General features: G+C 48.9%; 23 protein-coding genes, 1 pseudogene and 1 other annotated feature. Of the genes and pseudogenes, 16 read left to right on the plus strand and 8 right to left on the minus strand.

Translation table 11 applies throughout. The annotated features are described in order from the left end of the window. The 6 genes from flgK to Q9R23_RS11295 all read left to right on the plus strand — a co-directional run bounded on the left by flgK (position 1) and on the right by Q9R23_RS11295 (position 4753). Complete coding sequence (gene flgK, locus Q9R23_RS11270; RefSeq protein ID WP_290757374.1) at positions 1–1527, plus strand: flagellar hook-associated protein FlgK; 1527 nt, start codon at positions 1–3, stop codon at positions 1525–1527. A gap of 7 nt (positions 1528–1534) precedes the next feature. Beyond that, positions 1535–2473, plus strand: coding sequence for a flagellar hook-associated protein FlgL (gene flgL, locus Q9R23_RS11275; RefSeq protein WP_214852452.1), 939 nt, complete (start codon positions 1535–1537; stop codon positions 2471–2473). A 13-nt stretch (positions 2474–2486) separates the two neighbouring features. Then, a complete protein-coding gene (locus Q9R23_RS11280) occupies positions 2487–3065 on the plus strand; it encodes a DUF6470 family protein (RefSeq protein WP_311247059.1) in 579 nt (192 codons plus the stop codon). A gap of 4 nt (positions 3066–3069) precedes the next feature. Next, positions 3070–3510, plus strand: coding sequence for a flagellar assembly protein FliW (gene fliW, locus Q9R23_RS11285; protein WP_056063060.1), 441 nt, complete (start codon positions 3070–3072; stop codon positions 3508–3510). Next, positions 3510–3734, plus strand: a complete 225-nt coding sequence (csrA, locus tag Q9R23_RS11290; protein WP_035410102.1) for a carbon storage regulator CsrA — start codon at positions 3510–3512, stop codon at positions 3732–3734. The genes fliW and csrA overlap by 1 nt, the downstream gene beginning before the upstream one ends. Positions 3735–3928: 194 nt before the next feature. Beyond that, on the plus strand, positions 3929–4753 hold the full coding sequence (locus Q9R23_RS11295; RefSeq protein ID WP_035410098.1) for a squalene/phytoene synthase family protein: 825 nt from the start codon (positions 3929–3931) through the stop codon (positions 4751–4753). 49 nt (positions 4754–4802) lie between these two features. On the opposite strand, the gene Q9R23_RS11300 is transcribed toward Q9R23_RS11295, so the two are convergent. From Q9R23_RS11300 to Q9R23_RS11320, 5 genes are all read right to left on the minus strand, one after another. Then, complete coding sequence (locus Q9R23_RS11300) at positions 4803–4970, minus strand: hypothetical protein (RefSeq protein WP_311247060.1); 168 nt, start codon at positions 4968–4970, stop codon at positions 4803–4805. A 15-nt stretch (positions 4971–4985) separates the two neighbouring features. Continuing rightward, the gene (locus tag Q9R23_RS11305; protein WP_311247061.1) at positions 4986–5882 is read right to left on the minus strand and encodes an alpha/beta hydrolase; all 897 of its coding nucleotides are present in this window, start codon (positions 5880–5882) and stop codon (positions 4986–4988) included. A 23-nt stretch (positions 5883–5905) separates the two neighbouring features. Then, entirely contained in the window at positions 5906–6787 is an 882-nt protein-coding gene (locus Q9R23_RS11310) for a YitT family protein (protein ID WP_290783388.1), read from the minus strand. 86 nt (positions 6788–6873) lie between these two features. After that, on the minus strand, positions 6874–9699 hold the full coding sequence (locus Q9R23_RS11315) for a sensor domain-containing protein (protein WP_311247062.1): 2826 nt from the start codon (positions 9697–9699) through the stop codon (positions 6874–6876). 197 nt (positions 9700–9896) lie between these two features. Continuing rightward, complete coding sequence (locus Q9R23_RS11320; RefSeq protein WP_311247063.1) at positions 9897–11042, minus strand: hypothetical protein; 1146 nt, start codon at positions 11040–11042, stop codon at positions 9897–9899. A 130-nt stretch (positions 11043–11172) separates the two neighbouring features. Between Q9R23_RS11320 and Q9R23_RS11325 the strand changes: the two genes are divergently transcribed. Continuing rightward, positions 11173–11829: a response regulator transcription factor gene (locus Q9R23_RS11325; protein WP_311247064.1), complete on the plus strand. Its 657-nt coding sequence runs from the start codon at positions 11173–11175 to the stop codon at positions 11827–11829. Further along, positions 11826–13091, plus strand: a complete 1266-nt coding sequence (locus Q9R23_RS11330) for a HAMP domain-containing sensor histidine kinase (RefSeq protein WP_311247065.1) — start codon at positions 11826–11828, stop codon at positions 13089–13091. The genes Q9R23_RS11325 and Q9R23_RS11330 overlap by 4 nt, the downstream gene beginning before the upstream one ends. Before the next feature lie 172 nt (positions 13092–13263). On the opposite strand, the gene Q9R23_RS11335 is transcribed toward Q9R23_RS11330, so the two are convergent. After that, complete coding sequence (locus Q9R23_RS11335; RefSeq protein WP_035410079.1) at positions 13264–13767, minus strand: hypothetical protein; 504 nt, start codon at positions 13765–13767, stop codon at positions 13264–13266. Positions 13768–13903: 136 nt separating this feature from the next. Here Q9R23_RS11335 and Q9R23_RS11340 point away from each other — a divergent pair, with 136 nt between their 5' ends. The 6 genes from Q9R23_RS11340 (at position 13904) to Q9R23_RS11365 (ending at position 20806) form a co-directional block, all read left to right on the plus strand. Further along, on the plus strand, positions 13904–14386 hold the full coding sequence (locus Q9R23_RS11340; protein WP_214852469.1) for a hypothetical protein: 483 nt from the start codon (positions 13904–13906) through the stop codon (positions 14384–14386). A 63-nt stretch (positions 14387–14449) separates the two neighbouring features. Then, entirely contained in the window at positions 14450–15280 is an 831-nt protein-coding gene (locus Q9R23_RS11345) for a GNAT family N-acetyltransferase (protein WP_311247066.1), read from the plus strand. 280 nt (positions 15281–15560) lie between these two features. Further along, entirely contained in the window at positions 15561–15953 is a 393-nt protein-coding gene (locus Q9R23_RS11350) for a hypothetical protein (RefSeq protein WP_064299399.1), read from the plus strand. A 62-nt stretch (positions 15954–16015) separates the two neighbouring features. Further along, positions 16016–16253, plus strand: a binding site (T-box leader). A gap of 98 nt (positions 16254–16351) precedes the next feature. Beyond that, positions 16352–17860 (plus strand): peptide ABC transporter substrate-binding protein, encoded by a 1509-nt coding sequence (locus tag Q9R23_RS11355; RefSeq protein WP_311247067.1) that lies wholly within the window; start codon positions 16352–16354, stop codon positions 17858–17860. Positions 17861–18024: 164 nt separating this feature from the next. After that, positions 18025–19308, plus strand: a complete 1284-nt coding sequence (locus Q9R23_RS11360; protein WP_050678723.1) for a methyl-accepting chemotaxis protein — start codon at positions 18025–18027, stop codon at positions 19306–19308. Between the two features lie 214 nt (positions 19309–19522). Then, positions 19523–20806 (plus strand): flagellin N-terminal helical domain-containing protein, encoded by a 1284-nt coding sequence (locus tag Q9R23_RS11365; protein ID WP_311247068.1) that lies wholly within the window; start codon positions 19523–19525, stop codon positions 20804–20806. Positions 20807–21249: 443 nt separating this feature from the next. Here Q9R23_RS11365 and Q9R23_RS11370 read toward each other — a convergent pair whose 3' ends face one another. Both Q9R23_RS11370 and Q9R23_RS11375 read right to left on the minus strand, forming a co-directional pair. Then, positions 21250–21414: a hypothetical protein gene (locus tag Q9R23_RS11370; RefSeq protein ID WP_311247096.1), complete on the minus strand. Its 165-nt coding sequence runs from the start codon at positions 21412–21414 to the stop codon at positions 21250–21252. 111 nt (positions 21415–21525) lie between these two features. After that, positions 21526–21831, minus strand: a pseudogene (locus Q9R23_RS11375) (endonuclease); the annotation flags it as partial. Positions 21832–22166: 335 nt separating this feature from the next. Between Q9R23_RS11375 and Q9R23_RS11380 the strand changes: the two are divergent. Together Q9R23_RS11380 and fliD are read left to right on the plus strand one after the other, a co-directional pair. After that, complete coding sequence (locus Q9R23_RS11380) at positions 22167–22523, plus strand: flagellar protein FlaG (RefSeq protein WP_311247069.1); 357 nt, start codon at positions 22167–22169, stop codon at positions 22521–22523. Between the two features lie 17 nt (positions 22524–22540). Continuing rightward, positions 22541–24109 (plus strand): flagellar filament capping protein FliD, encoded by a 1569-nt coding sequence (fliD, locus tag Q9R23_RS11385; RefSeq protein WP_311247070.1) that lies wholly within the window; start codon positions 22541–22543, stop codon positions 24107–24109. Positions 24110–24111 lie beyond the last annotated feature (2 nt).

Below are 24111 nucleotides of genomic sequence, written 5' to 3' on the forward strand. Positions count from 1 at the left end.
ATGGGATCGACTTTCATGGGGCTTGAGACAGGACGTCGGGCATTAACGACGAACCAGTGGGCCCTGCAATCGACTGGAAATAACATTGCGAACGCCGGTACGGAAGGATTCTCTCGTCAGCGTCTCGTCATGGGAACGACAGAACAGCTTTCGATATCGCTTGGATCTGGCCGAAATGGTCAAGTCGGAACGGGTGTCCGCGGAGAAATGATCGAGCGGATTCGTGACATCATGCTCGATAAGCAATACCGGGATGAAGTGACGAAGGTTTCCTATTACGGCACGAAGGAAGCGGCGTTCGGACGGATGGAAGATATCATCAATGAACCGTCGGATACGGGTCTTGCGAAAGCATTCGACGGGTTCTGGGAATCACTTCAGACTTTGTCGACGAACCCGCAGGACTCGGGTGCGCGCAGTGTCGTCCGGCAAAAAGCAGAGACGCTCGCACAGACCTTCAATTACATGTCGAAGGCAATCAATCAGGTCAAATCAGACTTAAAAAGTGAAATCGATGTCTCGACGAAAAAAGTCAATGATCTCTTGCAAAAAATCCATAACATTAATACGGAAATCCATGTCGTCGAACCGCTCGGTACCTTGCCGAACGCGCTCTATGATGAACGTGATCGCTACTTTGATGAACTTGCTCAATATGTCGATTTCGAAAAAGTGACGGTAGACGCTCAGGCGATTGAAACAGGGAAGATGGGGAATGCGTTACGCAACGCGGAAGGACGTATTGACGTCAACATCAAGTTTCCGAATGGGGACAAGCTGCTTGCGGTCGACTCCGACTTACCGAAAGCAGGGACACTAACCTTCACGACGAACGATCAAGGACTATACACAGGCTTCAAATCGGAGACACAAACCTACACGTTCGATCAGCTAGGCGGTTTCTCAACAGGTCGTTTGACAGGATTGATCGAGATGTACGGGCAAGAACGAAACGGTCAAGCTGTCGGTGAATACGTCAAGATGGAGAGTCAACTTGATGAGATGGCGAAGACCTTCGCCGACGCGTTCAACGTCGCGCACGCGACGAACTTGAAAAAAGACGGGACAGCGGGATCGAATGCGTTCTTTGCTTCGACAAGTGGCGACATCACGGCAGCAACGATTTCTGTCGGTACAGACATCAAAGCGAGTCTCGATAACATTGCAACGTCGACGGACGGGAACATCGGTGACAGCCAAGGGGCGCTGGCACTGGCGAAGATGAAGACGGCAAGCATTACGTTCACGAAGTCGAACACGACGACGACGATCGGCTCGTTCTATCAAAACGTCATCGGCAACATGGCGGTCTCGACCGACCAAGTCGCGCGCCTCGGAAAAAGTGCCGCTGTCTTGATGGAGAGTGCGGACCAGCGGCGTATGTCGATGTCTGCCGTCTCGATCGATGAAGAGATGACGATGATGATTCAGTATCAACACGCTTATAATGCGGCAGCACGAAATATTACGACCGTCGATGAGATGCTCGATAAAATCATTAACGGTATGGGACTCGTAGGACGGTGATGAATAGATGAGAGTAACACAAACGATGTTGACGAAAACGAATATCGGGCACTTATCCTCTAGCTACCAGCGCTTGAGCACGCTTCAAGAGCAATTGATCAGCGGGAAGAAAATTCAGCGTCCATCCGATGATCCGGTCGTCGCGATGCAGGGCGTGCGTTACCGGACGGAAGTACGAGAAGTCGAACAGTTCAAGAAAAATGCCAGTGAAGCAACGGGCTGGATGGACTTGACGGATTCGGCCCTTAACGAAGTCACGTCGGCGATGAGCCGGATTCGTGAGTTGACGACACAGGCGGCGACGGATACGTATGATGCGACACAGCGTAAAGCGATCCAGAGCGAGGTCGGTCAATTGATCGAACACATCGGGACGCTCGCGAATACGAAATACAATGAAAAAGGGATCTTCAACGGGACGAAGACGGATACGGAATTCGTCTCGATGGACGGATTGCGTGATTACTTAGCAAGTGCTTCAGGTCCTGTTGACGGTGTCTTCACGGATGGAGATCCAACAGGTAAGGAGACGGAGTCGATTCAATATGAAGTCTCTTCCGGTATCGAAGTCCAAGTCAACATCTCGCCGCTTAGCGTCTTTGGACCGGGAACGTTCCAAACGTTGAAAAAAGTCTACGATGCCCTAGGGACGAATGCTGACAATAATGGAGCTGCTTTATCCGGTATGTTGAAGGATATCGATGAGATGGTGAACGGCACGGTCGAGACGCGTGCGGATCTCGGGGCACGGGTTAACCGGATGGATTTGAACACGTCACGGCTCGAGGATCAGGAAATCATCGCAAAGACGGTCATGTCGGATAACGAAGACATCGAGGCGGAAAAAGTCATCATGGAACTGAAGTCGTACGAAACATTACACCGAGCGGCTCTCAGCGCCGGAGCACGAATCATTCAACCGACGTTACTCGATTTCCTACGATAAGGGGTGAAGGCAGATGAATCTTCCACATCTTGAAATGCGTCAGACGGCAGCGCGAATCGGAATGAACATCACACGTCCGCAAATCGAGCAGAAGCAGACACCTGCCTCCCTTTCGATCGAACAGCCCCGCGGAGAACTGTCGATTGAAACCGTCGCGGCACGTCTTGAGATCGATTCGACACAAGCCTGGATCGAGATGGGGCGTGTTCCTGCGCTCGAGTCCGTTCGGCAGTACGCTGCTTACGGTCGACAAAAGGGACAGGAAGCGGTCGCGCAGAGAGCTTCGGAAGGGGATCAACTGATGCGGATCGAGCAGGGCGGGGGAACGGTCGCGCGGATTGCAAGAGCTAACGACACACCGCCTGCCGAAGTGACGACACTCGGATTCATCCCGCGGAGTCTCGATCGGGTCAAGACGACCTTTACACCGGCGGAAGTCCGATTGAGCTACACCGCGAATCGTCCGAAGATCAATGTCGAAACGCATCAACCGGAGCTGACCGTAAAAGACGGACAGGTCGAGATTTTCTTACAAGAACAAAATCAATTGAATATGTGGCCGGTTGGTGGCATATTCGACGGGGAAGGATAACGACATGCAAATCGAAACCGATTTTTTTGGAACTATCACGATTGACGAGACGGAAATCATTACTTTCGCGTCCGAATTACCAGGTTTTCCGGACGCAAAGCGCTTCATCCTGCTCCCGTTCGGAGAGGGCGTACCGTTTTGGTCGTTTCAATCGATTGATCAGCCGGAGTGTGCGTTCGTCGTGACGAACCCGTTCTGGATTGATCCGGAATACGTCTTCGAGTTACCGGACGCAGCAAAAGAGCAGCTCGGGATTGAGGATACGGCGCAAGTCGCTGTCTATACGACGGTCACGTTACGAGATCCGTTCACGACGTCGACGACGAACTTACGGGCACCCTTCGTCATGGAGACGAAACAACGACTTGCGAAACAAATCATCTTAGACGATACATATACGAATCGTCATCTGATCGGCAGCTTGACGGAAGTAGGTGGTCGCTGATGCTCGTACTCAAACGAAAGACGGGAGAAGCGATTCAAATCGGTGACGACATTGAACTGACGATTCTTGCGATTGAAGGCGATCAAATCAAGCTCGGTATCAAGGCACCGCGACAGGTCGACATCCACCGGAAGGAAGTCTACTTGTCGATCCAAGAAGAGAACACGGAAGCCTCCCGTAGCACAGGGTTGATCGGACAACTCTTGAAACAACAGGAAAAATGATTCCATTTGAATGTCATTGGAACGTATTTTTCTTGTGAACGATACGCTTCAAACGAGGATGAAAAGACTCCCTTTGCCTGAATCTAGCGCAAAGGGAGTCTTTCTTATCATGAAACGAATGCTGAAACGCGTTGAATCGTGTATAGTAATGGAGAGAAAAGAAACCTTTTGAGCCAAAGAGGGAGTTGTCAGGAATGAATGAGACGAAGCAGCTGAAAAAAGACGCGAACCGAGTATTGAAAGCGACGAGTCGCACCTTCTACATCCCGATTAGTCGACTATCGCAAGACTTACAGGAAGCGGTCGGTGCTGCTTATCTATGCATGCGCGCCATCGATGAGATTGAAGACCATGAGGACTTGGCGACGGACGTCAAGACGATGTTGCTCCGGGAGACGGCATTGTTGATGCGGGGCACATTTTCCGCTACCGCCTATCTTGAGTTGATTGCGCCGTATACGGCACACCTACCAGAAGTGACCCTTCGTCTACCGGAGTGGATCGCCTATTGTCCGGCTGCGATTCGTCCGAAAGTGCTCGATTCGACGGCTGAGATGGCAGAAGGCATGGCGGTCTGGGCTGAGCGTGACTGGACGGTCGAGACGGAAGCGGATCTTGATGAGTACACATACTATGTCGCGGGACTTGTCGGTGTCATGTTATCCGACATCTGGTACTGGAAGGCTGGTATCGTCACCGATAAACAGCAAGCGATCGGATTCGGTCGTGGTTTGCAAGCCGTCAACATCCTTCGTAACCAACAGGAAGATGCGGAGCGTGGTGTCGGCTACTTCCCACCTGGTTGGACGACGGATACGATGTTCGCCTATGCGCGTGAGAATCTCGCGGAAGCCGATGCGTACCTTGCGTCCATCCCGAAGGAGACGACGATTTATGAATTCTGTCACATTCCACTTGCACTCGCACATGGAACGCTGGATGCCCTTGCAAAAGGGAAAGAAAAACTAAGTCGTCCGGAAGTCTTGAAGATCGTCGGCGCTGCCGTACTAAAACGATAAGCATAAACGAACAGCCGCCCGGTTCCGTCAAGGAAGTGGGCGGCTGTTTTTAACGTAATAGATAAAATGCGAGTCCAATCAAGGCAGAACCCGTCCAAATCAAAGCGATCGTCCGTTCATAGGGCAAACGATAGCCGGCGCGACGGGAGACGAATAGTCCGATCGTCATTACCGTCAACGCGACGAACCAGGTCAAGAATATAGATAGCTGTTGCATGTGTCTCTCCTTCCATCAATGCAAGTCAGACAGATAGGTCAACACTTTATCTTCATACGCCTTCCGGTCATGCGCGTATGACTGGACGTGTCCGCCGTTTTCCGTCACGTAGAGTTCCGAGCGCGGTGCAGCTTTTTGGATTTTCATGCTTTCCGTGACGGGAATCGCATCATCATCCTTACCGTGAATCAACAGAATCGGGTACTCGATGCGCCGGACCGTTTCGACCGGTTTGACTCGTTCTGGATTAAGACCTGTCAACGGTGGCGTGATCTCAAGGATGATCGGTGTGAACGGGAAGTTCGGTAACCCGCTCCAGACGGGCAGGTTCGTTGCGAGATAATTCTCTAAGTCGCTGAACGGGCTGTCGGCGATGACACCGACGACATCCGCTTTCGGTGCCGTTACGAGTGATGTCGCTGCGCCCATCGAGATACCATAGAGGACGACCGGTTTTGAAGAACGTGACTTCGCGTAACGAACAGCTGTCAGTAGATCATCTTGTTCCTTGGCACCGACCGTAACGCGTTTCCCGTCCGATTCACCCGATCCTCGGAAATCGAACGTCAAGACGTTGTATCCGGCATCGTGAAACTTCTTAAATAGCGGGAAGACAGGAACATCATCTTGTTCCCGGTTCTTGCCATAGCCGTGAGCGAAAACGATCGTCAACTTCGCATCTTCGCTTGGCATCCACCAGCCAGACAAACGTGTCCGGTCTTTATAAGAACGGAAGGTGACATCTTCATAGTCAAGTCCTTCTGCTTTTTTGGGTGTCGTCGTCAAGGCTTCGCGTTCCGGTTGTGTCAACGATGATCCGACATAAACGGAAATCCCGATGACAACGATGACAGCGAGCGTCACGATGACGATCACGCCGCCGATGATTTTCTTACGATGTTTTTTCCACACCCGCGTTCCTTCCCTTCGTTCGGTTAATGGATATCTTTTTTCTTGAAGCGACCGCCATGGACATCATGGATGTTGCCGATCGCGATAAAGGCTTGTTCATCGAAGTCACGAACGATATCCTTCAGTTTAGATTCTTCGAGCCGGCTGATGACACAAAAAATGACTTTTTTGCCGTCACCGGTAAAGGCACCTTCCCCGTTTAAGTACGTCATGCTTCGACCAAGTCGGTCCATGATCGCAAGACCGATCTCTTCGTAATTCTCCGAAATGATCCAGACACTCTTCGATTGATCGAGTCCGTCGATGACGACGTCAATCGTCTTGAAGGCGACGAAATAGGTGATCAACGAGTACATCGCTCGGTCCCAACCGAAAACAAATCCAGCAGCACCGAGAATGAAGACGTTGAAGAACATGACGATCTCACCGACTGAAAACGGTGTCGAGCGGCTGAAAGAGACAGCAAGAATCTCAGTTCCGTCGAGTGATCCACTCGAACGGATGACGATCCCGACGCCGATTCCGAGAATCAAGCCACCGAATACGGTCGCGAGCAGATCAACACTCGTCAATGGACCGATGTGTTCGAGGAGTTTCGTTGCGATCGCCATGACGAAGATCGCATATAACGTTGACAGGGCAAACGTCTTTCCAATCTGCTTATAGCCGAAAAAGATGAACGGGATGTTCAAGAAGAACAGCCACAAAGCGAGCGTCGTATCCGTCACCTTTGAGCCGATGATCGAGATTCCGACGATCCCGCCATCGATGATGTTATTGGGAACAAGGAATCCTTTCAGTCCAAGCGCGAAGATGATGGCGCCAATCGTCAGCATCAGTAATCGTCGAAAAAGCTGAACTTTCGTAGAGCGGCGATGATGTTTCGTAGGTAGTGGTGACTGCATGCCATTACTCCCTTCCATAGTAAAACGCTTTAGGATTACTATAACAAAAAAGCACGAAGACGTGTGTGAACGTCTTCGTGGAGAGGTCAAGGGCGATAACGTAACGACTGGAAGAAACGCATGATCTGTTCTGCTTCGATCGGATTCGTATATTCACCGATGTATTGATGATCTTGTTGTCCGGTGATCGTCACTGTGCAGGAGACGAGTTGAACGTCTTCACTCAAGCGAATCTCAAACGTTGCGTCCGACAACGGTAACAACGTCTTTGACGAAAAATAGAGTGCCCGCGTACTCGTTTGATGCGCTTCAATGTCTGAGAAGGGCAGTTCGAACGACTGGGCATGATGTGTCAGCATGCGAACTTTCCCAGAGACGGAAAAACGAGGAACGGTATCGCTCGACAAGGAACAGGCTTCGATTGGATACAAAATCTCCCGCAGGAGGAACGATACCATGACATCCGCTGGAACCGGGCGACTGAATAGATATCCTTGGATACTCGGACAATTGAGCGTCCGGAACGTATCGAGCTGACGGAGCTTCTCGATGCCTTCGGCGACGACGGTCAGATTGAACTCACCTGCCATGTAGAGAATGCTTTTGACGATCGCTTGGGCTTTGGCGTCATCCGTGATGTGGATCGCGAACTGCCGATCAATCTTGATGACATCGATCGGATAGCGCTGCAGGTAGACCATTGAGGAATAGCCTTTCCCGAAGTCGTCGAGTGCGATCCGAACACCGATCCGGCTGACGTATTCGAGTGTCCGACTCGTCATCGGATCATCCATGATTAAAGCCGCTTCCGTGATCTCAAGTTCGAGTAACTCAGGCGCGAGATCGTACGTCGACAGCATCCGCTCGATATGGTGTTCGAAGCCAGGGATCAAGAATCGTTTCGGTGAGACGTTGACGGAAATTGGAACAAGCTCTGCTCCGGTCGCCTTCCAGTCTTGCATCGAACGGCACGCCGTCTCGACGACCCAGTCTCCGATTGCGACATGTAAGGCACTCTCTTCGGCAAGAGGAATGAAATCGTTCGGTGGAATTCGTCCCCATTCCGGGTGTTGCCAGCGAATCAGTGCTTCTAAACCGACAATCTTTCCTGTCCAGCTGTCGACTTTTGGCTGATATTCGAGGAACAGTTGATCACGTTCGATCGCGTAATGTAAGTCCTGCTCGAGCCGGTAGCGCCGGTAATAATCGATATCGAGATTCGATGCGTAGTGGTGTATCGTACTGTGATTTTCACGACGCGATCGTCGTAAGGCGGTATAGGAATGCTTTAACAATTCGACGGCGTCCGTACTGTCTTCCGGATAACGACTGACCCCGACGGAAATACGTGCGAACAAGGCGTATGGTTCGATCGAGATCGGTGTTTCCGATAGATCGAGTAGTGCCTCAGCGCATGCCGTCACGTCCTGTTTATCGCTTGTCGGTACGAGCAAGGCATACTCATCACCACCAAGATGTCCGAGAAACATTCCATCTGACTTTGTTTGTTGTAATAAGGCAGCCGTTCCTTTTAGCCACTGATCACCGGAGCCATGTCCGAAGGCATTATTGATCTCAGCAATCCGGTTGAAGGAGACGGTGAGGACGAAGAAGGGGTGGTCCTTCTGTTGCCACACATCGATCGTCTCAATCAGTGCTTGCCGGTTCGGCAGATGCGTCACAGCGTCACGCAAAGCGAGCTGCCGCAATCGTTCCTCGTACGCTTTTTGAAGCGTGATATCATGCATGATGCTGTTCGTATAGGCAATCGTACCGTCCAGTTGGAAGACAGGGATTTGTTGGTCCTCAATCCATTTGACGCGACCATCCGGGAAGTGAAGGCGGTACTGGATCGTGCCAGCCTGACCGTCGACCAACCGTCTAATGAACTGTTTCATCGTCGCGTGATCGCGGACGTCCAACCGCTCGAACAACCACTCACGACTAAGAATTAAATCCTGCGGTAATTCTTCAAAGATGTGCAGGAACCCTTGTGAGTGAAAGAGGATTCGTCCCGAGAACAAGTCGATTTGTGAGATCGCGGCATTGACGGCTTCGTAGATTTCACGTGCTTGTGCCCGTTCCGTGACGAGTTGACGTCGTGCCTCGTCGACTTCCGATAAATCATAGAGGACGACCGACAGATGGTTTGGATGATATGGACGATGGAAGGCTTTCAAGCGCAACAGCTGATAGGTATCGTCAGCGGTCAGCAGGGAGACTTCCATTTCAAAACGTTCCTTTTCACCCGCAATCAAACGTTCCATCTCGAACCGGAGCGGATCGAAGTCACGTGGATGAATCCGACTGAATAACTGTTCTTGATCAAGCGTCGTCGCGTCGACTTCTGAAAGACCTAAAAAATGCAATAAAGCGGGAGAAAACTCGATCGTTTGCGAGTTGACGTCGAAGTGGAAAACGACGAGTTCTGGTATCTGTTCCGTCAGTTCGAGTTGAGAGCGAATGGACGAGACATCTTCTTCGAGTTGTTTCTCACGTGTGATATCGCGCGCAACACCATAGACACCGATGACTTGTTCGTCTTGTTCGATCGGCATGTTCGTAATTTTTAACGTAACCCGGTGTTGATCGGCATGGAGTCCTTGTGCCGTATAATGAACGGTCTCACCATGTAGCGCACGATTGAAAAAGGATGTCACCGCTTCGACTTGATCAGGTGGATTGAAGACGGCAAAGTGCTCATAGAGCGTCTCAGCGGAATAGCCGAGCATGTCCCGTAACTGTTCGTTGAAATAGATGATCGTGCCAGAGACATCAAATAAAAAAATTGCATCTGTCTGTTGTTGAAAGAAGGCTTCCGCCGTTTCCGGACGGGATACTTCAAGTCCACCGATATAGAGTGGGGCTGTGTCGGATTGACGAATCCGATTCATCGCTTCATGAAAAGCCATCCACGTCACCTCCTTACGATACTAACGTTCTCTCTACTAGTATCGGGTGTAGGAAATGGAATTTGCAACATTCGTTCAAGGAATAGACTTATTTTTCAAAAAAGTGAACCAGTATATGAAATTCATGATTAAAAGACAATTGTCCTAACGTGAACAAAAAAAGCCGAAGCTCTGATGAAAGAGCCTCGGTCTAATCTTTAAATCGCTAAATCGACGGATGTAGCACTCGCATTCGGATCCGCATCCGGTCCTTGATCCGGTGCGCCCGGCATGTCACCATCCGGACCAGGTCCGTGTTCTCGACCATCGCGTTCTGGTCCTTTTTTCAAATCAGCGTAGCTTGAAACCGCATCTGCTCGTGACTGGATGTGTTCCTTGATCTGTTTCGCTTGTTTTTCTGTCAGCTTGCCATCTTTGACTTGTTGATCGACGGCAGCGTTTTGCGCTGTTAGGACAGCTTTCTCGAAATCCGCGTAAGCAATCTTGTTCGCTTCCGCGAATTCAGGCAATGCTTGATCCGCTGCTTTGAATTTCGCTTCATCGAGTCCAAGTGCTTTTAGAATCACTGATGTCGCGTCGCCGAAGACACCACCTGGTCCATGGTCACCGCGCTTATCGTGTTCACCGCGATCCGGAAGATCATCATAGCTCTTCGCGTCCTTGTATTCCTCTGTCAGACGAGACTTGATTTCTGTTGCTTGTTTTTTCGTCATCTTCCCGTCTTTGACGAGTTGATTGAGTTCACTCGTCTGAGCTGCAAGCAACGCTTTTTTGTAGTCAGCGAACTTAATCGATTGTGCCTTCGCATAAGCAGCGAGCGATTGATTCGCGGCATCGAATTTTGACTGACTCAGTCCGAGTGCCTTCAAGACGTCAGCGATCAACGATTCGTTGAAGAAGCCGGGTCCGCCGTGACGACCGATCGGCATTTTTTCTTTGAGTTCATCGTAGCTCTTGACGCCACTGAACCGTTCCGTTTGACGCTTCAACATATCGTCTGCTTGCGATTGTGTTAAGTCGCCTGATTTAACGAGACTTGCGAGCTGTTCCTTCGCTGCTGCGAGTTCTGCCTTTTTATAATCAGCGAACGAGATGCCTTTTGCTTTCGCGAGATCGGCGATTGATTGCCCTTTCTCCCGGGCAACATCTGCCTCAGCTTGTGTCAGGTTCAATTTTTTCAAGAGTAACGTCATGTCGTGTTTTTTCATACCTTCGAAGTGGTGTCCGTGTTTCGCTTGTTTTGTCGTGCTTGAGTCATCGTTCGTCGCAGCGTATGCTGATGCGCCTCCGACGGTTAATGCGCTAATTGTCAATGCAGTGATCCATTGTTTTTTGAATGTCATGGGATGATCACTCCTTTCACCTTTTATGGTAGAGGGTCACGAAAGAGAAGTTGTGAGGAAGTTGCAAAGAAACTGCGAAGAAAGGAAAATCTGGATAAAAAGGCGCTACACTAGGAGTGGAGGGATGACCATGAATGTACTATTGATTGAAGATGAACAAAAATTAGCGCAGGTGACGGCACGCTTCCTGCGTCACCATGCTTATGAGGTAACAATTGCTGGTTCGTTAGCGGAGGCGAAACAATGTCTGACGGCAGCGTTCGATGCTGTCTTAATCGACGTCCGCTTGCCGGACGGTGACGGTTGGTCGCTCGTGCCGAGTATCAAATCACAAGTCCAGCCGCCGGTCGTCTTCATGATGACATCGCGCGGGGAGGCGGATGACCGTGTCTTCGGACTCGAACTCGGTGCCGATGATTATCTCGTCAAACCGGTCGTCCTGAAGGAGTTGACGATCCGGCTCGAACGGGCATTGAAAGTCCGTCCGGTCGCCCGCCATGCCTTCGGTGAATTGACGATTGATGAGAAGGGACGCCAAGTCAAAACAGGAGAACAGGCAGTCAGTCTCGCGAAGATGGAATTCGAACTATTGCTTTACTTTATCGAACATCTCGGGGAAGCACTCAGCCGGGATCAGATTCTTGATGACGTCTGGGGGTACGCATTCGGAGGCGATACCCGGACCGTCGACACGCACGTCAAACAATTGCGCGATAAGCTACCCGTCATTAAACAACAATTGAAGACGGTGCACCGGGTCGGCTATCGATTGGAGGCGATCGAATGAAACAACGTCCTTTGATCCGAAAATTCTTATACGCCGTCATCGGTCCCTTGCTGGTGATGGGCGTCCTCAGTTTCGTCTTGACGGCGTTCCTCGTCAATCGGTTCGCGGAAGGCGAACGGTACGATCAACTCGCGCGGGAAGCGAACATCATCAAACAGGCGATTGAAGCCGATACGCCAATTCCGCGTGACATCCAAGGATTTTTAACGACCGATGGGTTGACGCAACGGATTGGCACACGTGGACCGGCGGGACAGTTGCCACTTCTCGACGATCTTAAGAAAGAAGACGTCATCGAAGTGCAAGACGAACGGTTGCTGACATATCAGCTGACCGTTGACGGAACGCGGATTACGACGGTCCGGCAAGCGCCGCTAGCAAGTAGCGCCCTCGACGGTGTTTACATCGCGATCGGACTCGCGTTACTCGTGACGTTGCTGCTCGCATCACTGCTTGCTTACTACATGGGACGACACCTGACACGACCGATCGTGACGCTCCGTTCCGTCGCCCAAAAGATTGGTGCGGGCGAGACAGACGTCGTCCTGCCGGCACGACCGAAGGATGAAGTCGGGGAGTTGATTGACGCCGTCGATGAGATGCAGACACAACTCAAACAAAAGGATCATCTGCAAAAGACGTTCATCGCCGGTATCACCCATGACTTGCGGACGCCGCTCGCAATCATTCGAAACGAGACCGAGGCGCTCGCAGCAGGTGTCATTCCTGTTGCCGAACTGCCCGACGTGACGACGAGCATCATCGAGGAGACGGATCGACTCGGTCATCTGATTGACGAGACGTTACTTTATTCGAAGCTTGCCGGTGGACGGATGCCGCTTGAAAAGACGGATGTGGCACTCGATGAACTCGTGCTTGCGACAGTTGAACGACTCCGTGGAACGTTCATACAGGCAGGACTGACGCTGGCGATGGAGCTGCAACCGGTGAGGCAGTCCCTTGATCCACGGATGTTCGAACGTGTTTTAATCAACTTCCTGATGAACGCCCGTTTTGCTTCACCCGTCGGTGGAACGGTCACCGTTCGTTTAACGCATGACGAATTGACGGTCGAGGATGAAGGAGCGGGTGTCCGAGCAGAAGACCGGGCAACGATCTGGGATGTCTACGTCAAACAAGAAGGCAGTGCCGGGCATGGACTCGGTCTTGCGATCAGTCGGATGATTCTCGATAGTCATCAATTCGACTATGGTGTTCGCGACCGAAGTGGTGGGGGAGCGGTGTTCTACGTTCGATTTTGATGGGATAGAATGGTAGGGGATTCTGACGAACGATTCCGTCATCCTTGCTTTCCACAGGCGGGAGTAAGCCGCGGATGAGCTACTTCGTTCTGAAATAGGGACACGAAAAAGGAGAACAGTTTTCGTATCACACAAAAACTGTTCTCCTATTAATGTTGGTAGAAGTTAAAGATCATTCGCCTTCGTTCGCATGAACAAGACTTGGTTTGACGAGGGTGTAGAACTCATCGCTCATTCCGACACGGCTACCCATCTGGCAAGCGAGTTCGAGTGTTTCCTTATAGAAGTTCGCGACGAGATCATGGTTCTTGATGTGCTCATCTTGCATCGCCTTTTTGACCCCGAGGACGACTTTTTCGATTTGCTCATCGGCATCATTTCGGACTGGGACGACGTTTTCCGGAAGATCGACTTCCTTATCGTGTCCGTTGAAGCGGAACGATGCCCCGAATCCGAGGTGCTCGAGGAAGAAGTGTGGTAACAGTTTACTAGCGAAGAACTGATGCCATTCCGTCTCTTTCATTGCTTCCATGTCACGCTTGAACGACGTCGTTGCGAGTGCGTAACGATCGTGTGTATCCTTCATGAACTTCTCGAGGATCGGAACCTGCATTGCAAACGCATTCTTGAGCAAGTTATCGAGCTGTTCTTGCGTTAATTGTTCTTGTTCAGTCATCGCTTTAACCCCATTTCGTTTCGTTATTCCTATCGTAAGAAATTTAGACAATTCCGTCAAATCTTTTTCGAGAATAGAGTTTACCTATTTCACAAAAGGGAATCCATTACTATCAATCATTTTAGGGGGAGTCAGCATGAAACGAATCGCAATGACAGGAGTCTTACTCGGAGCATGTCTGACTCCGGTGACCGGCTTTGCTGCAAGTAACGTGACATATAGCAAAGGAGTCGTCGCGAACAAGACGTTCGGCTATACCGTCAAGACGACGGACGCGTTGAAAAAGGCGATCCAGCAAGACAAAGTCGAGCTCGTCAAGAACAAGACGGTCAAGTCAAAATACGGTGTCATCACGCGGAGCGGTACGTTCGCGTTGTATTATAAAGTCAAAGGAGCGGATCAGCTGCTCGTCAACTTGAACTACGAGCCGAAGAAGCTCTCGAAAAAACAGTTCGACCGTGAAATCGGATATGGTACATATCTCGGGACGAAAGGTAGCAAAACCTACTACTACGTCTTACCGACGGAAGCCGTCAAAGGGGCTGTCGGCAAAAAAGCGATCGAGAACTTGATCGTCAAGGACGTCCCGCAGATGATGAAGACATTCAAATTGCAATGAGCACTAGCTTTTGCTAGTGCTTCTTTTGTTCGTTCGGTATAGTTGAAAATGAGGTGAATGAATATGGAATGGAACGTCACAGACGTCAAACAAACAACAGATGTATTACAACTCGAAAAATGTGTCAACGATCACGATGGCATTGAATTAAAGGTCGCGGCAGATTGGGTCGGCGAGAACGATTTCGCAATCTATGATGGTGAGCAACTCGTCGGGTACTTACAAGCATTCGCGTACTTACCGACGGAGTGGGAATTGAACGTCTTCGTTGATCCGGATTATCGGAAACAAGGCATATTCACGGCACTCGTTGAAGCAGCACGAGCGCGGGCAACGGAAGCAGGCGTCGAAGCATTCACGTTCGTCATTGACGACGCAAGTCAGTCAGGTCAAGCTGTCCTCGAAGGATTAGGTGCTGAGTACCGGATGACCGAGTACAACATGATTTTGAAAAAGGCGCAGCTGTTCTTAAAAGCAGATCCGGATTTCGAATTACGCGAAGCGACAGCGGACGACCGCCCGTTCATCGTCGAGACGCTCGGCAAATCGTTCGGTAACACGGACGAAGAAGCGGAGTCAATCTATCAAGCGATTGAATCCGACGACCGGATCACGTTCATCGGCGTCGCAAAAGGTAAACCGGTCGGTGTCATTCGTGCCTATCTCGCTTCCGATACACAAGCAAGCATCCATGCGTTCGCCGTTCGTCCGGAAGCCCAAGGCAATGGTTACGGCAAAAAGATGCTGCAGTTGATGGTCCAAGCGTTGTTCCGGACAGGTCGGACGCAGCTCGAACTCGACGTTGAGACAAATAACGACCGGGCACTTGATCTTTACAAAGAGGCAGGATTCGTCGTGCATCGTGGCTATCAGTTCCACGTGTTGGCGGTTTAAAATAATGAGCGATTGACGGATATTCCAGTGCATGCTGGATGCTCAAGTTGCTCCACTCCTACAGGAAAAAGCGCAGTTGCGCTGTCAGAGACAAACAAGACCCGGCTCTTCGCTTGAAGCGAAAGAGTCGCGGCTTGTGTCTCGCCTGAGGAAAGGGAGCAAGACTTGAGTAAATTCGGCAATCGTTTTTTTTTTATTTTACAAACTAAACAAAAACGTTGGAACCTTTTCTGCAATCCGTCGTATACTAGACATATGGAAAAAAAGAGGAGGCGACGTCATGGAGAGTCGACAGGATTCATTGCGGACGTTGAAGTGGGTATCAGGTGGAATGGAAGCGGTGCTCGGGATTCCGCTCTTAGGTGGTTCAATCGTCATTTTCTCAGGTTATAATGCTCTGTGGTTGATGCTCGCGTTCCACATCGTCGTTGTCGTATTGACGGCACGTGCCGGAAATGTCTCAAAAGGGAACATCGTCGGGATCGTCGCATCAACGGTCGGTGTCATTCCCGTCGTCGGGATGTTCTTACACATGGCAGCAGCGATCACGATTCTCGTCGATGCAGCACTCAGTAACCGAATCGTTACACGAACACATGTCAAACATGTCGAACCGATTCGACCACGTCCGGTCCGTCGGGAGCAAGAAAAACAAGAAGACCATCCGTTCTGAGTTTTTTTCGTTGACAGCGAAAAACAAGCCGTGTAAAGTAAACAACAAGTTAAGCCATATCAATTACATCGACGACGCGGAGTAAGTATCGTCAACACTGCCGACCAAGCGAGTCAGAAATGGTGAGAGCCTGACACGGTAAGCTGAACGAGAATGGACCGCTGAGAGCCTGTTGAAGCTTTGAGTAGACAGGACGGTTGCCCCCGTTACCGGGCTAGCTGGTTGTTGGACCAGCGACAAGTGGAGACGATTTTTCGTCTCAATCAGAGGTGGCACCGCGCGGATACAGGCGTCCTCTATGCATTAGCTGATAGCTATGCGTAGAGGGCGCCTTTTGTTGTACGTCAAGGTATGCCGAATCATCCAACGCTCATCATATTTCTCAGGAGGCACTACACATGAAAAAGACATTGATCGCAGCGGCGAGTACGGCAGTCCTATTAGCAGGATGTGCAACGACAGAACCAGCAGAAGACAAACAGGCGGACAAAAAGGTCCTGCATACGATGGAGAGTTACGACCTCCTGTCGGTCGACCCGGCAGACGCCATCACATCAAATATCTTCAACCAAATCTACGAAGGACTCTATCGCTTCGATGCGAACAACGAACTTGTTCCGGCGGCAGCGAAATCACATAGCGTGTCTGAAGACGGAAAAGTCTATACGTTCAAGCTTGACCCGAATGCGAAATGGTCTGACGGAAAGCCCGTCACAGCAGAGAACTTCCGTTATGCGTTCGAGCGTGTCATCAAAACGAACTCACCGTTCGCTTACTTGCTCGAGCCAGTCGAAAAAACGACAGCGGTCGACGATGAGACGCTCCGAATCGAATTGAAACGTCCGACACCATATTTCCTCAGCATGACGACGTTCGGCACGTACATGCCGGTTCGGGAAGATATCGTCAAAGCAGAAGGGGATCAGTTCGGAACGGATCCAAAGACGAACGTCTACAACGGACCGTTCACATTCAAGAAATATCAAGCGGAGCAAGGTTATACGCTCGCAAAGAACGCTGAGTACGCAGACCGGAAGAACGTCAAAATCGACGAAGTCGACGTTAAAATCATCAAGGATCCAATGCTTGCGATCAACTTGTTCGAGTCCGGTGAACTTGATGTCGCGCCACTCAACTCGGAGAACGTCGTGACGTACAAGGATCAAAAAGAGTACAACACGTTCAGCGATTCGCGGATGTTCTTCATTCGGATGAACGAAAAAACGGATGCTTTGAAAGATAAAGAAACACGCCAAGCGATCGATGCGGCATATGATAAAAAAGCGATGACGGAAACGTTGCTCGGAAACGGATCACTCCCTGCTGACTACATCGTGCCGAAAGAACTTGATCCGAAGTATGATAGTGCGCGTCAAATCGAATCGTCATATGATGTAGCAGCGGCAAACAAAGTGCTGGCGAAGCAAAACCTTGAGTTGACGATGTTGATCGAAGATGACGACGTCTCGAAAAAAATCGGGGAGTATATCCAAGGCGCATTGAAGAAGCAGAACGTCGACGTCAAATTGTTGTCACTACCGAAGAAAGAGCGTCTCGCCCGTGAAGGACGAGGGAATTATGATCTGTCACTCGCGAGCTGGGCACCAGACTATCAGGATGCAACGACATACCTGAACTTGTTCACGACCGGTAACCCGTTCAACATGATGGATTATTCGAACAAACAGTATGACCGTCTCTTGAAACAGGCTGAAAGTGAGCTCGATCAAGACAAACGTCTCGCCTTACTCAGTAAAGCGGAAAGCTTGTTGCTCGACGATCAAGCGATCTCACCGGTCTACCAACGGAAGAATGCCTTCTTGCAAAATACGGAAATCAAAAATCTCGCACGACACAATGTCGGAACGGATATCTCGTATAAGTATGTTGAGATTGAGCGGAAATAAGAAAGAGAGAGTGATGGACGATTTGGTCCATCACTCTTTTTGGTGTGTTTTTTTCAGTTCACTGGTAAGTGTTTTTGAAAATCGGGTCAACCGACTTAAAACGGTTACAAAAGAAACCGATAGTGAGGACGGTGAAAGAAGATACAGGAAAGGGAGTTTCGGTTATGCGTAAATTACGAAGCAACTTGAAGGTACGTTTATTCTTTTGGGTCTTGGCGATCTCGGTCATCACGAGTGGTATCTCAGCTCAGCTCGTGCTCTATCTCCACCGTGGACTTGATGTCGCGGATACGAACGCGATTTGGATTGGAGCAGGGATTGGCTTACTGTTATCGTTGATTGGAACGTCGTTGACGCAATTAATCCTACGTCAACCGATCAAAGCGATCGAAAAAGCAACAGAAACGGCACGCGAAGTCGCGAACGGCAACTTCAACGTCGATTTTGAAGAAGCAAAACGCGGGGATGAAGTCGACCAATTGATGCACGAACTCGAAGTCATGGTCTTACATATCCGCAAACAGGCGACACAGATGGGAAGCTCGAGTGATAAGCTGACAGCGTCCGCGCAAGAGATCGCAGCAGCAGTCCAGGAAGGGAATGCGTCGGGTGAGAGTATTCGTTCAGCGATGGCAGAGCTATCAGCGAAGATGAACGAGAACGTCGATCAAGCCTACTTGTCGATGGACGCCCTCGGTGCGGTCAAACGGACGATGGATGAAGTTGCAAAAGAGATGAACGAAGCATTGAAATCAGCGACAGTCATGCAGACGGAAGCCCAGAACGGGAAGACACTGGCAACGGATTCTGTTGAAGCGATGCACATGATTTCGAAGAAGATGGAACAGTCGGCGACACTGAACGGTCGTCTGACGGATATGACAGGCGAGATCTCACGAATCACTGATGTCATCAGTGATATTTCGGCACAAACAAACTTACTCAGTTTGAATGCATCGATTGAAGCGGCACGCGCAGGAGAAGCAGGACGTGGATTTGCCGTTGTTGCAGCAGAAGTTAAAAAACTCGCTGAACAGACGGCGACCTCAGCAAAAGAAATCACTGATTTGATTTCTGGTGTTAAACGTCTTGTTAATGACACGGCGAACGCGATGACGGATGTTCAAAGCGAAGTCGCGACCGGTGTCGGACTCGTCGAGCAGGCAGGTTCGTCGTTCGAAGAGATTCATCATTCGACAGAGAACGTCTACTCACGAGTTAAATCGGTTGACCAGCTAGTCGTCAAATCGGATCAAGAAATTGATCAGGTCGGTTTAACGACAGCAAATATCCTTGCGATGGTTGAGGAAGCATCGAAACACGCGGAACAAGTCTTGCAGGCATCAAGCCATCAAGCAGCATCACTCGGTGAAGTCAATGGAGCGATGGAAGAACTGGTTGCGGTTGCTGAGCAGTTGCAAGAAGAGACAGGCGCGACGCGTCTCTAAACTATGAGGAAATCGTACGTCCGAACCGGATGTACGATTTTTTTGCATTTTTTTGAAGAAAGTTGTTAAACATTTTGAATGGACGACGATATATAAGGTGGAAGCAGTCATCGACTAATTCTACCGTGTCACCCTTGGGCCGGCCAGGGGGCACATCTCGGAGAAGACGGATCTTTGAAGAGACAAAAAACTTATCCTATGGAGGGAAATTACAATGATTATCAATCACAACATTACAGCTCTTAACACGCACAACAAACTTTCAAGCGCAAACGCAGCACAAGGTAAGTCAATGGAGAAATTGGCTTCAGGTCTTCGCATCAACAAAGCTGGAGACGATGCAGCAGGTCTTGCAATCTCTGAAAAAATGCGTTCACAGGTTCGTGGGCTTGACCAAGCTTCACGAAATGCTCAAGACGGTATCTCTATGATCCAAACAGCTGAAGGTGCATTAAACGAAACGCATGATATTCTTCAACGGATGCGTGAACTTTCTGTCCAAGCTGCCAATGATACAAACAATGCAGATGATCGCACTGAAATTCAGAAAGAAATGAACCAATTGACTTCTGAAGTCAGCCGCATTGGTAATAACACTGAGTTCAACACACAGAAATTACTGAATGGTAATAAAGTGGGGGCTGCGAGTAATGGTGGTACTGCAGGTACATTGACAGGAACTGCTACTGTAGCAACTGCAATTGCGGGAAATGCAGGTAACTTAGTTCTTAAAGTGGATGGCGGTTCAAATATTACTGCTGCTATCACAACTGGCGATACGTTATCGAGCATTGTTTCTAAAATCAATACTGCAGCAGGATCTACAATTGCATCTGATGATGGAACAGGAAAATTAAAATTAACTTCAGGTTCTACTGGAACAGCTTCGACTGTAAATGTTGATGCGTCATCAACTGCTGCTACTTTAACTTATTTAGGACTTACTTCTGGTGCAACTGGAACTGGAGCTGCAACTGGCGGAGTTGCTAAAGACGGCGCAGCTTCTTTGCAAATTGGAGCGAACCAATCACAACAATTTACAGTAACAATCAATGACATGCGTGCAAGTGCGTTAGGAATTGCTGGAACTGCTTCTGGAACTGCTTCTGGTAAAGATGGTGGTGTAACTGGAGCAAGTTTCGTAGCTACATCAGCAGCTAATACTTTAAGTGACGTATCGACAGCAGGCGAAACAGCGCTTGATATTTCAGATGCAACAAAAGCATCTGCTGCAACAAAAGTTCTTGATCAAGCAATTAAAAACGTTTCTGCTGAACGTTCACGTTTGGGTGCATACCAAAACCGCTTAGAGCATACTACAAATAACTTGAAGACATCTTCTGAAAACCTAACAGCGGCTGAATCGCGTGTTCGTGACGTTGATATGGCAAAAGAAATGATGACTCAAACAAAGAACTCGATTCTTGCGCAAGCTGCACAAGCAATGTTGGCTCAATCGAATCAAACACCGCAGGGCGTTCTTCAACTCCTCCGATGATTGATTCTACCGGGCGTCTAATCTGGTAACGGATTAGATCATGACTGGGTGAATTGCTGGAACTCCTGAGAGCCTTGATGTACGACAACGTGGCTGGAAACGGCGAGCGTGACCGTTCTGAAAAACATCAAGGATTGGACAATCAGCAGCCAAGCACCTGTAGGGAAACCTTGGTGAAGGTTCAACGACTAGGATAGACGACCTAATGGACTTGTCCGATGGTTATGAAATCCGTACTCCGTAAACGGCGGGGGAAGTGCCCAGCTCCTAGGAAATCTAGGATGAAGATATAGTCTTATCATTAGCGAAAGCTAATGCGCGTAGCAAGCGAACCAACAGCCGCAAGGCGTTCTCCAATTACTCCGTTAATCGTAATTGGCACATATCGATTGTTCAGGTCACGGACTCGTTCCGTGACCTTTTTTAATGGCATTGAGTTTAGCTTAGATTGACCATGTCGAACGATTTAAGCGTTGTGCGATTGCTGATACAGGAACTTGGTTTGCTACGTCATTCATCAGTTGTTCCAATTCTAATTCACTGAAGTACCGATTTGGCTTTGTGCTTAAGACTGGGATATGTGGATGATCTTGTTGAATTTGTTTCATTCGAATTCGCCAATCGAGTTTATAAGAAAAGTCGGGCAACTGATTTACATAGGGCTTTAAATAATCAAGAAACTGCATTGTGTCCTCAAAACGAGTTGTTCGCAAGAAATATCCGGAACCATTCGACGTTTTCGCTACTCTGAAATGGAGTCGGAAATTATGATTTAACCATTCACAAAAGAGTGTCAGTGACTGTTTAGGGAAAGACTGAAGATAAAGTGCGATTGTAGGAGAAACGATCAGTTGTTGTTTAGATGTGAGGTGCTTTGAGACAATCAATGAACCGTCATCAAGATAAAGGGTCAATAAGAAAAGTGGGTGATTACATAAGGGCAGTAAGTTGAAAGGAATATCTTTTTGATTAGAAGGATAAAAGTATGGATAAAGCTCCGTAAATAACGGAAGAGAGCGTGACACTAAGTTGTTTTGACGAATGTATAGCAAATCAGGAAGCAGTTGTCGCTTTCATTCCCGATAAAAACACTGTGACTCTCCAAAGTGTTCACGATAACTATTGTTCTTTCGTCTAGAACCGGGATAACACTTTGTGATTTCTCCATCTCCGAGAATACTAGCTAATAAAATAGCTTGTTGTGACGATGATAGATTGTTTAGCAGTAGCATTAGAGTACCTCCTTCTATATGGGATCATATGTTCTAATTACCCCAAAATCATCTTCCTTAAATTAATACTTACAAAATATCTGATTCAGCCGATATACTACATAGAGAATAAAAAGGAGTGACCGACTATGAATTCCATCAATACGGAAATTCGCCTTCATCTACCTTCGAACGTCCTACCGTACGAAGCGACACGGAATGTGTTTGTGGAAGCGAATCAGGAAGCGCTAGCAGAAGAAGGAGTCGTTGTCCTACCGACACCACAGCATATTATGAAACTTGAAACAGCGATGGAGCAGGCGAATATCAAACTTGAACTGCAACGAACAGGATTGAAGTTCGTCAAACATGAACAGCTCAATGAATATTACATTCAAGTCGTCGATACGAATAATAACGTCGTCCAGGAAATTCCGAGTAAAAAGGAACTCGATTTCTTTGCAGCATTCATGGAATTTAATCAATTGATCGATAAACGGATTTAACGGAAAGGACTGATTGGATGGCAGGTATTCGACTGAGCGGTTTAGCAAGTGGAATTGATACAGAAACGATGATCAAACAATTGATGCAGGCGGAACGGGCACCGGTCGATCGTTTATCACAAAAGAAACAGACGCTGACATGGCAACGCGATGCGTATCGGGAGATGAATCGGGCGTTACTTGATTTCCGGACAGCTGCAAGCGATATGCTGTTATCAAAAAACTATCAATCAAAAACGGTTACGAGTTCTAATCCGACGGCATTGACGGTAACGGCGAGTCCAACAGCGTCAGCTGGCAGTGTGACGATTGATAGTATCGATCAACTGGCAAGTGCCGCTTCGGTAACGATGGTCGCAGCAAGTGGGAAAAAGAGTGACGCGACACTTGAAGAAAGTGGATTGTTCACGAAAGATGCGAATGGCAAAATCAATGTCCAAATTAACACCTTCGATGCGACAGGTAAAGCGGTAACTGAGACATTGCAGCTTGATGCAACACAAAAAATCTCTGACTTAACCGCGGCAATCAACGGTAAAACCAGCCTAGGAATGAACGCGGTATTTAATGATTTGACAGGGAAACTCGTTTTAACGAAAACAAGTACCGGTAACTTGAATCCAAACGGTGCCGACATTTCGATCGTCGATGCCTCAAATAACACCGCGAAGGTCAATTCAGAGGATGCAATACTCGGTCGTGAAGGGAAAAACGCGAAGTATACGATTGGTGGACAACAACTCGAACAAACAATGAATACTTTTACGCAGAACGGTCTGACAATCACCTTGAACAATGTCACGACGACAGCAACGACGATCAATACGACACTCGATACACAGAAAAACTTTGATTCAATCAAGAACTTCGTCGATAAATACAACGATGTCATCGATAAGATGAACAAAAAGGTTCGTGAAGAAAAATATCGAGACTATCAACCATTGACGGATGCGCAGCGTAAGGAACTCAGCGAGGACGAAGTCAAGAAGTGGGAAGAGAAAGCAATGAGTGGTGTTCTCAAGAACGATAGCTACTTACAGGACGGTATGAATCAGTTCCGAAGCGCCATCTCGTCAAAAATCGATACGGGTTACTCGTATACGTCAGGTACGGATACGATCCAACTCCAGTACATGTCGCAAATCGGAATCACTTCAACGAGTGATTTCCGAGATGGTGGGAAACTAAAAATCGACGAAACGAAATTGAAAAAGATGCTCGAAGAACAGCCAGAAGGTGTCTATAAGCTATTCACCGCTGATGCGCCGGAGCCCACGAAGGACGCGCAAGGGAATACGATTCCGAATCCGAATGGACTCGATGGCTTCGTTCGTCAAATCCAAGGATTCGCAACGACACTCCGCGATAAAATTTCTGGAGTCGCTGGACGTGACGGTGCCGTTGCGACGACCTATCGCCTCGGGAAATCACTTGCTGATCTCGATAAAAGTATGCTGTCGTGGGAAGACAAACTGAAACGAAAAGAAGACAGTTATTATCGCCGATTTGCAGCGATGGAACAAGCGATGAACCAAGCGAACAGTCAGTCGGCGACGCTTGCGAATTATCTCGGACAAGGATAAAA

The organism is Exiguobacterium sp. BRG2 (genome assembly GCF_031844245.1).
Classification (GTDB): Bacteria; Bacillota; Bacilli; order Exiguobacteriales; family Exiguobacteriaceae; genus Exiguobacterium_A.

Coding starts and splice junctions, on each gene's coding strand:
- flgK (WP_290757374.1), top strand. CDS start 1: ATGGGATCGACTTTCATGGGGCTTGAGACAGGACGTCGGGCATTAACG.
- flgL (WP_214852452.1), top strand. CDS start 1,535: ATGAGAGTAACACAAACGATGTTGACGAAAACGAATATCGGGCACTTA.
- Q9R23_RS11280 (WP_311247059.1), top strand. CDS start 2,487: ATGAATCTTCCACATCTTGAAATGCGTCAGACGGCAGCGCGAATCGGA.
- fliW (WP_056063060.1), top strand. CDS start 3,070: ATGCAAATCGAAACCGATTTTTTTGGAACTATCACGATTGACGAGACG.
- csrA (WP_035410102.1), top strand. CDS start 3,510: ATGCTCGTACTCAAACGAAAGACGGGAGAAGCGATTCAAATCGGTGAC.
- Q9R23_RS11295 (WP_035410098.1), top strand. CDS start 3,929: ATGAATGAGACGAAGCAGCTGAAAAAAGACGCGAACCGAGTATTGAAA.
- Q9R23_RS11300 (WP_311247060.1), bottom strand. CDS start 4,970: ATGCAACAGCTATCTATATTCTTGACCTGGTTCGTCGCGTTGACGGTA.
- Q9R23_RS11310 (WP_290783388.1), bottom strand. CDS start 6,787: ATGCAGTCACCACTACCTACGAAACATCATCGCCGCTCTACGAAAGTT.
- Q9R23_RS11315 (WP_311247062.1), bottom strand. CDS start 9,699: ATGGCTTTTCATGAAGCGATGAATCGGATTCGTCAATCCGACACAGCC.
- Q9R23_RS11320 (WP_311247063.1), bottom strand. CDS start 11,042: ATGACATTCAAAAAACAATGGATCACTGCATTGACAATTAGCGCATTA.
- Q9R23_RS11325 (WP_311247064.1), top strand. CDS start 11,173: ATGAATGTACTATTGATTGAAGATGAACAAAAATTAGCGCAGGTGACG.
- Q9R23_RS11330 (WP_311247065.1), top strand. CDS start 11,826: ATGAAACAACGTCCTTTGATCCGAAAATTCTTATACGCCGTCATCGGT.
- Q9R23_RS11335 (WP_035410079.1), bottom strand. CDS start 13,767: ATGACTGAACAAGAACAATTAACGCAAGAACAGCTCGATAACTTGCTC.
- Q9R23_RS11340 (WP_214852469.1), top strand. CDS start 13,904: ATGAAACGAATCGCAATGACAGGAGTCTTACTCGGAGCATGTCTGACT.
- Q9R23_RS11345 (WP_311247066.1), top strand. CDS start 14,450: ATGGAATGGAACGTCACAGACGTCAAACAAACAACAGATGTATTACAA.
- Q9R23_RS11350 (WP_064299399.1), top strand. CDS start 15,561: ATGGAGAGTCGACAGGATTCATTGCGGACGTTGAAGTGGGTATCAGGT.
- Q9R23_RS11355 (WP_311247067.1), top strand. CDS start 16,352: ATGAAAAAGACATTGATCGCAGCGGCGAGTACGGCAGTCCTATTAGCA.
- Q9R23_RS11360 (WP_050678723.1), top strand. CDS start 18,025: ATGCGTAAATTACGAAGCAACTTGAAGGTACGTTTATTCTTTTGGGTC.
- Q9R23_RS11365 (WP_311247068.1), top strand. CDS start 19,523: ATGATTATCAATCACAACATTACAGCTCTTAACACGCACAACAAACTT.
- Q9R23_RS11370 (WP_311247096.1), bottom strand. CDS start 21,414: ATGAAACAAATTCAACAAGATCATCCACATATCCCAGTCTTAAGCACA.
- Q9R23_RS11380 (WP_311247069.1), top strand. CDS start 22,167: ATGAATTCCATCAATACGGAAATTCGCCTTCATCTACCTTCGAACGTC.
- fliD (WP_311247070.1), top strand. CDS start 22,541: ATGGCAGGTATTCGACTGAGCGGTTTAGCAAGTGGAATTGATACAGAA.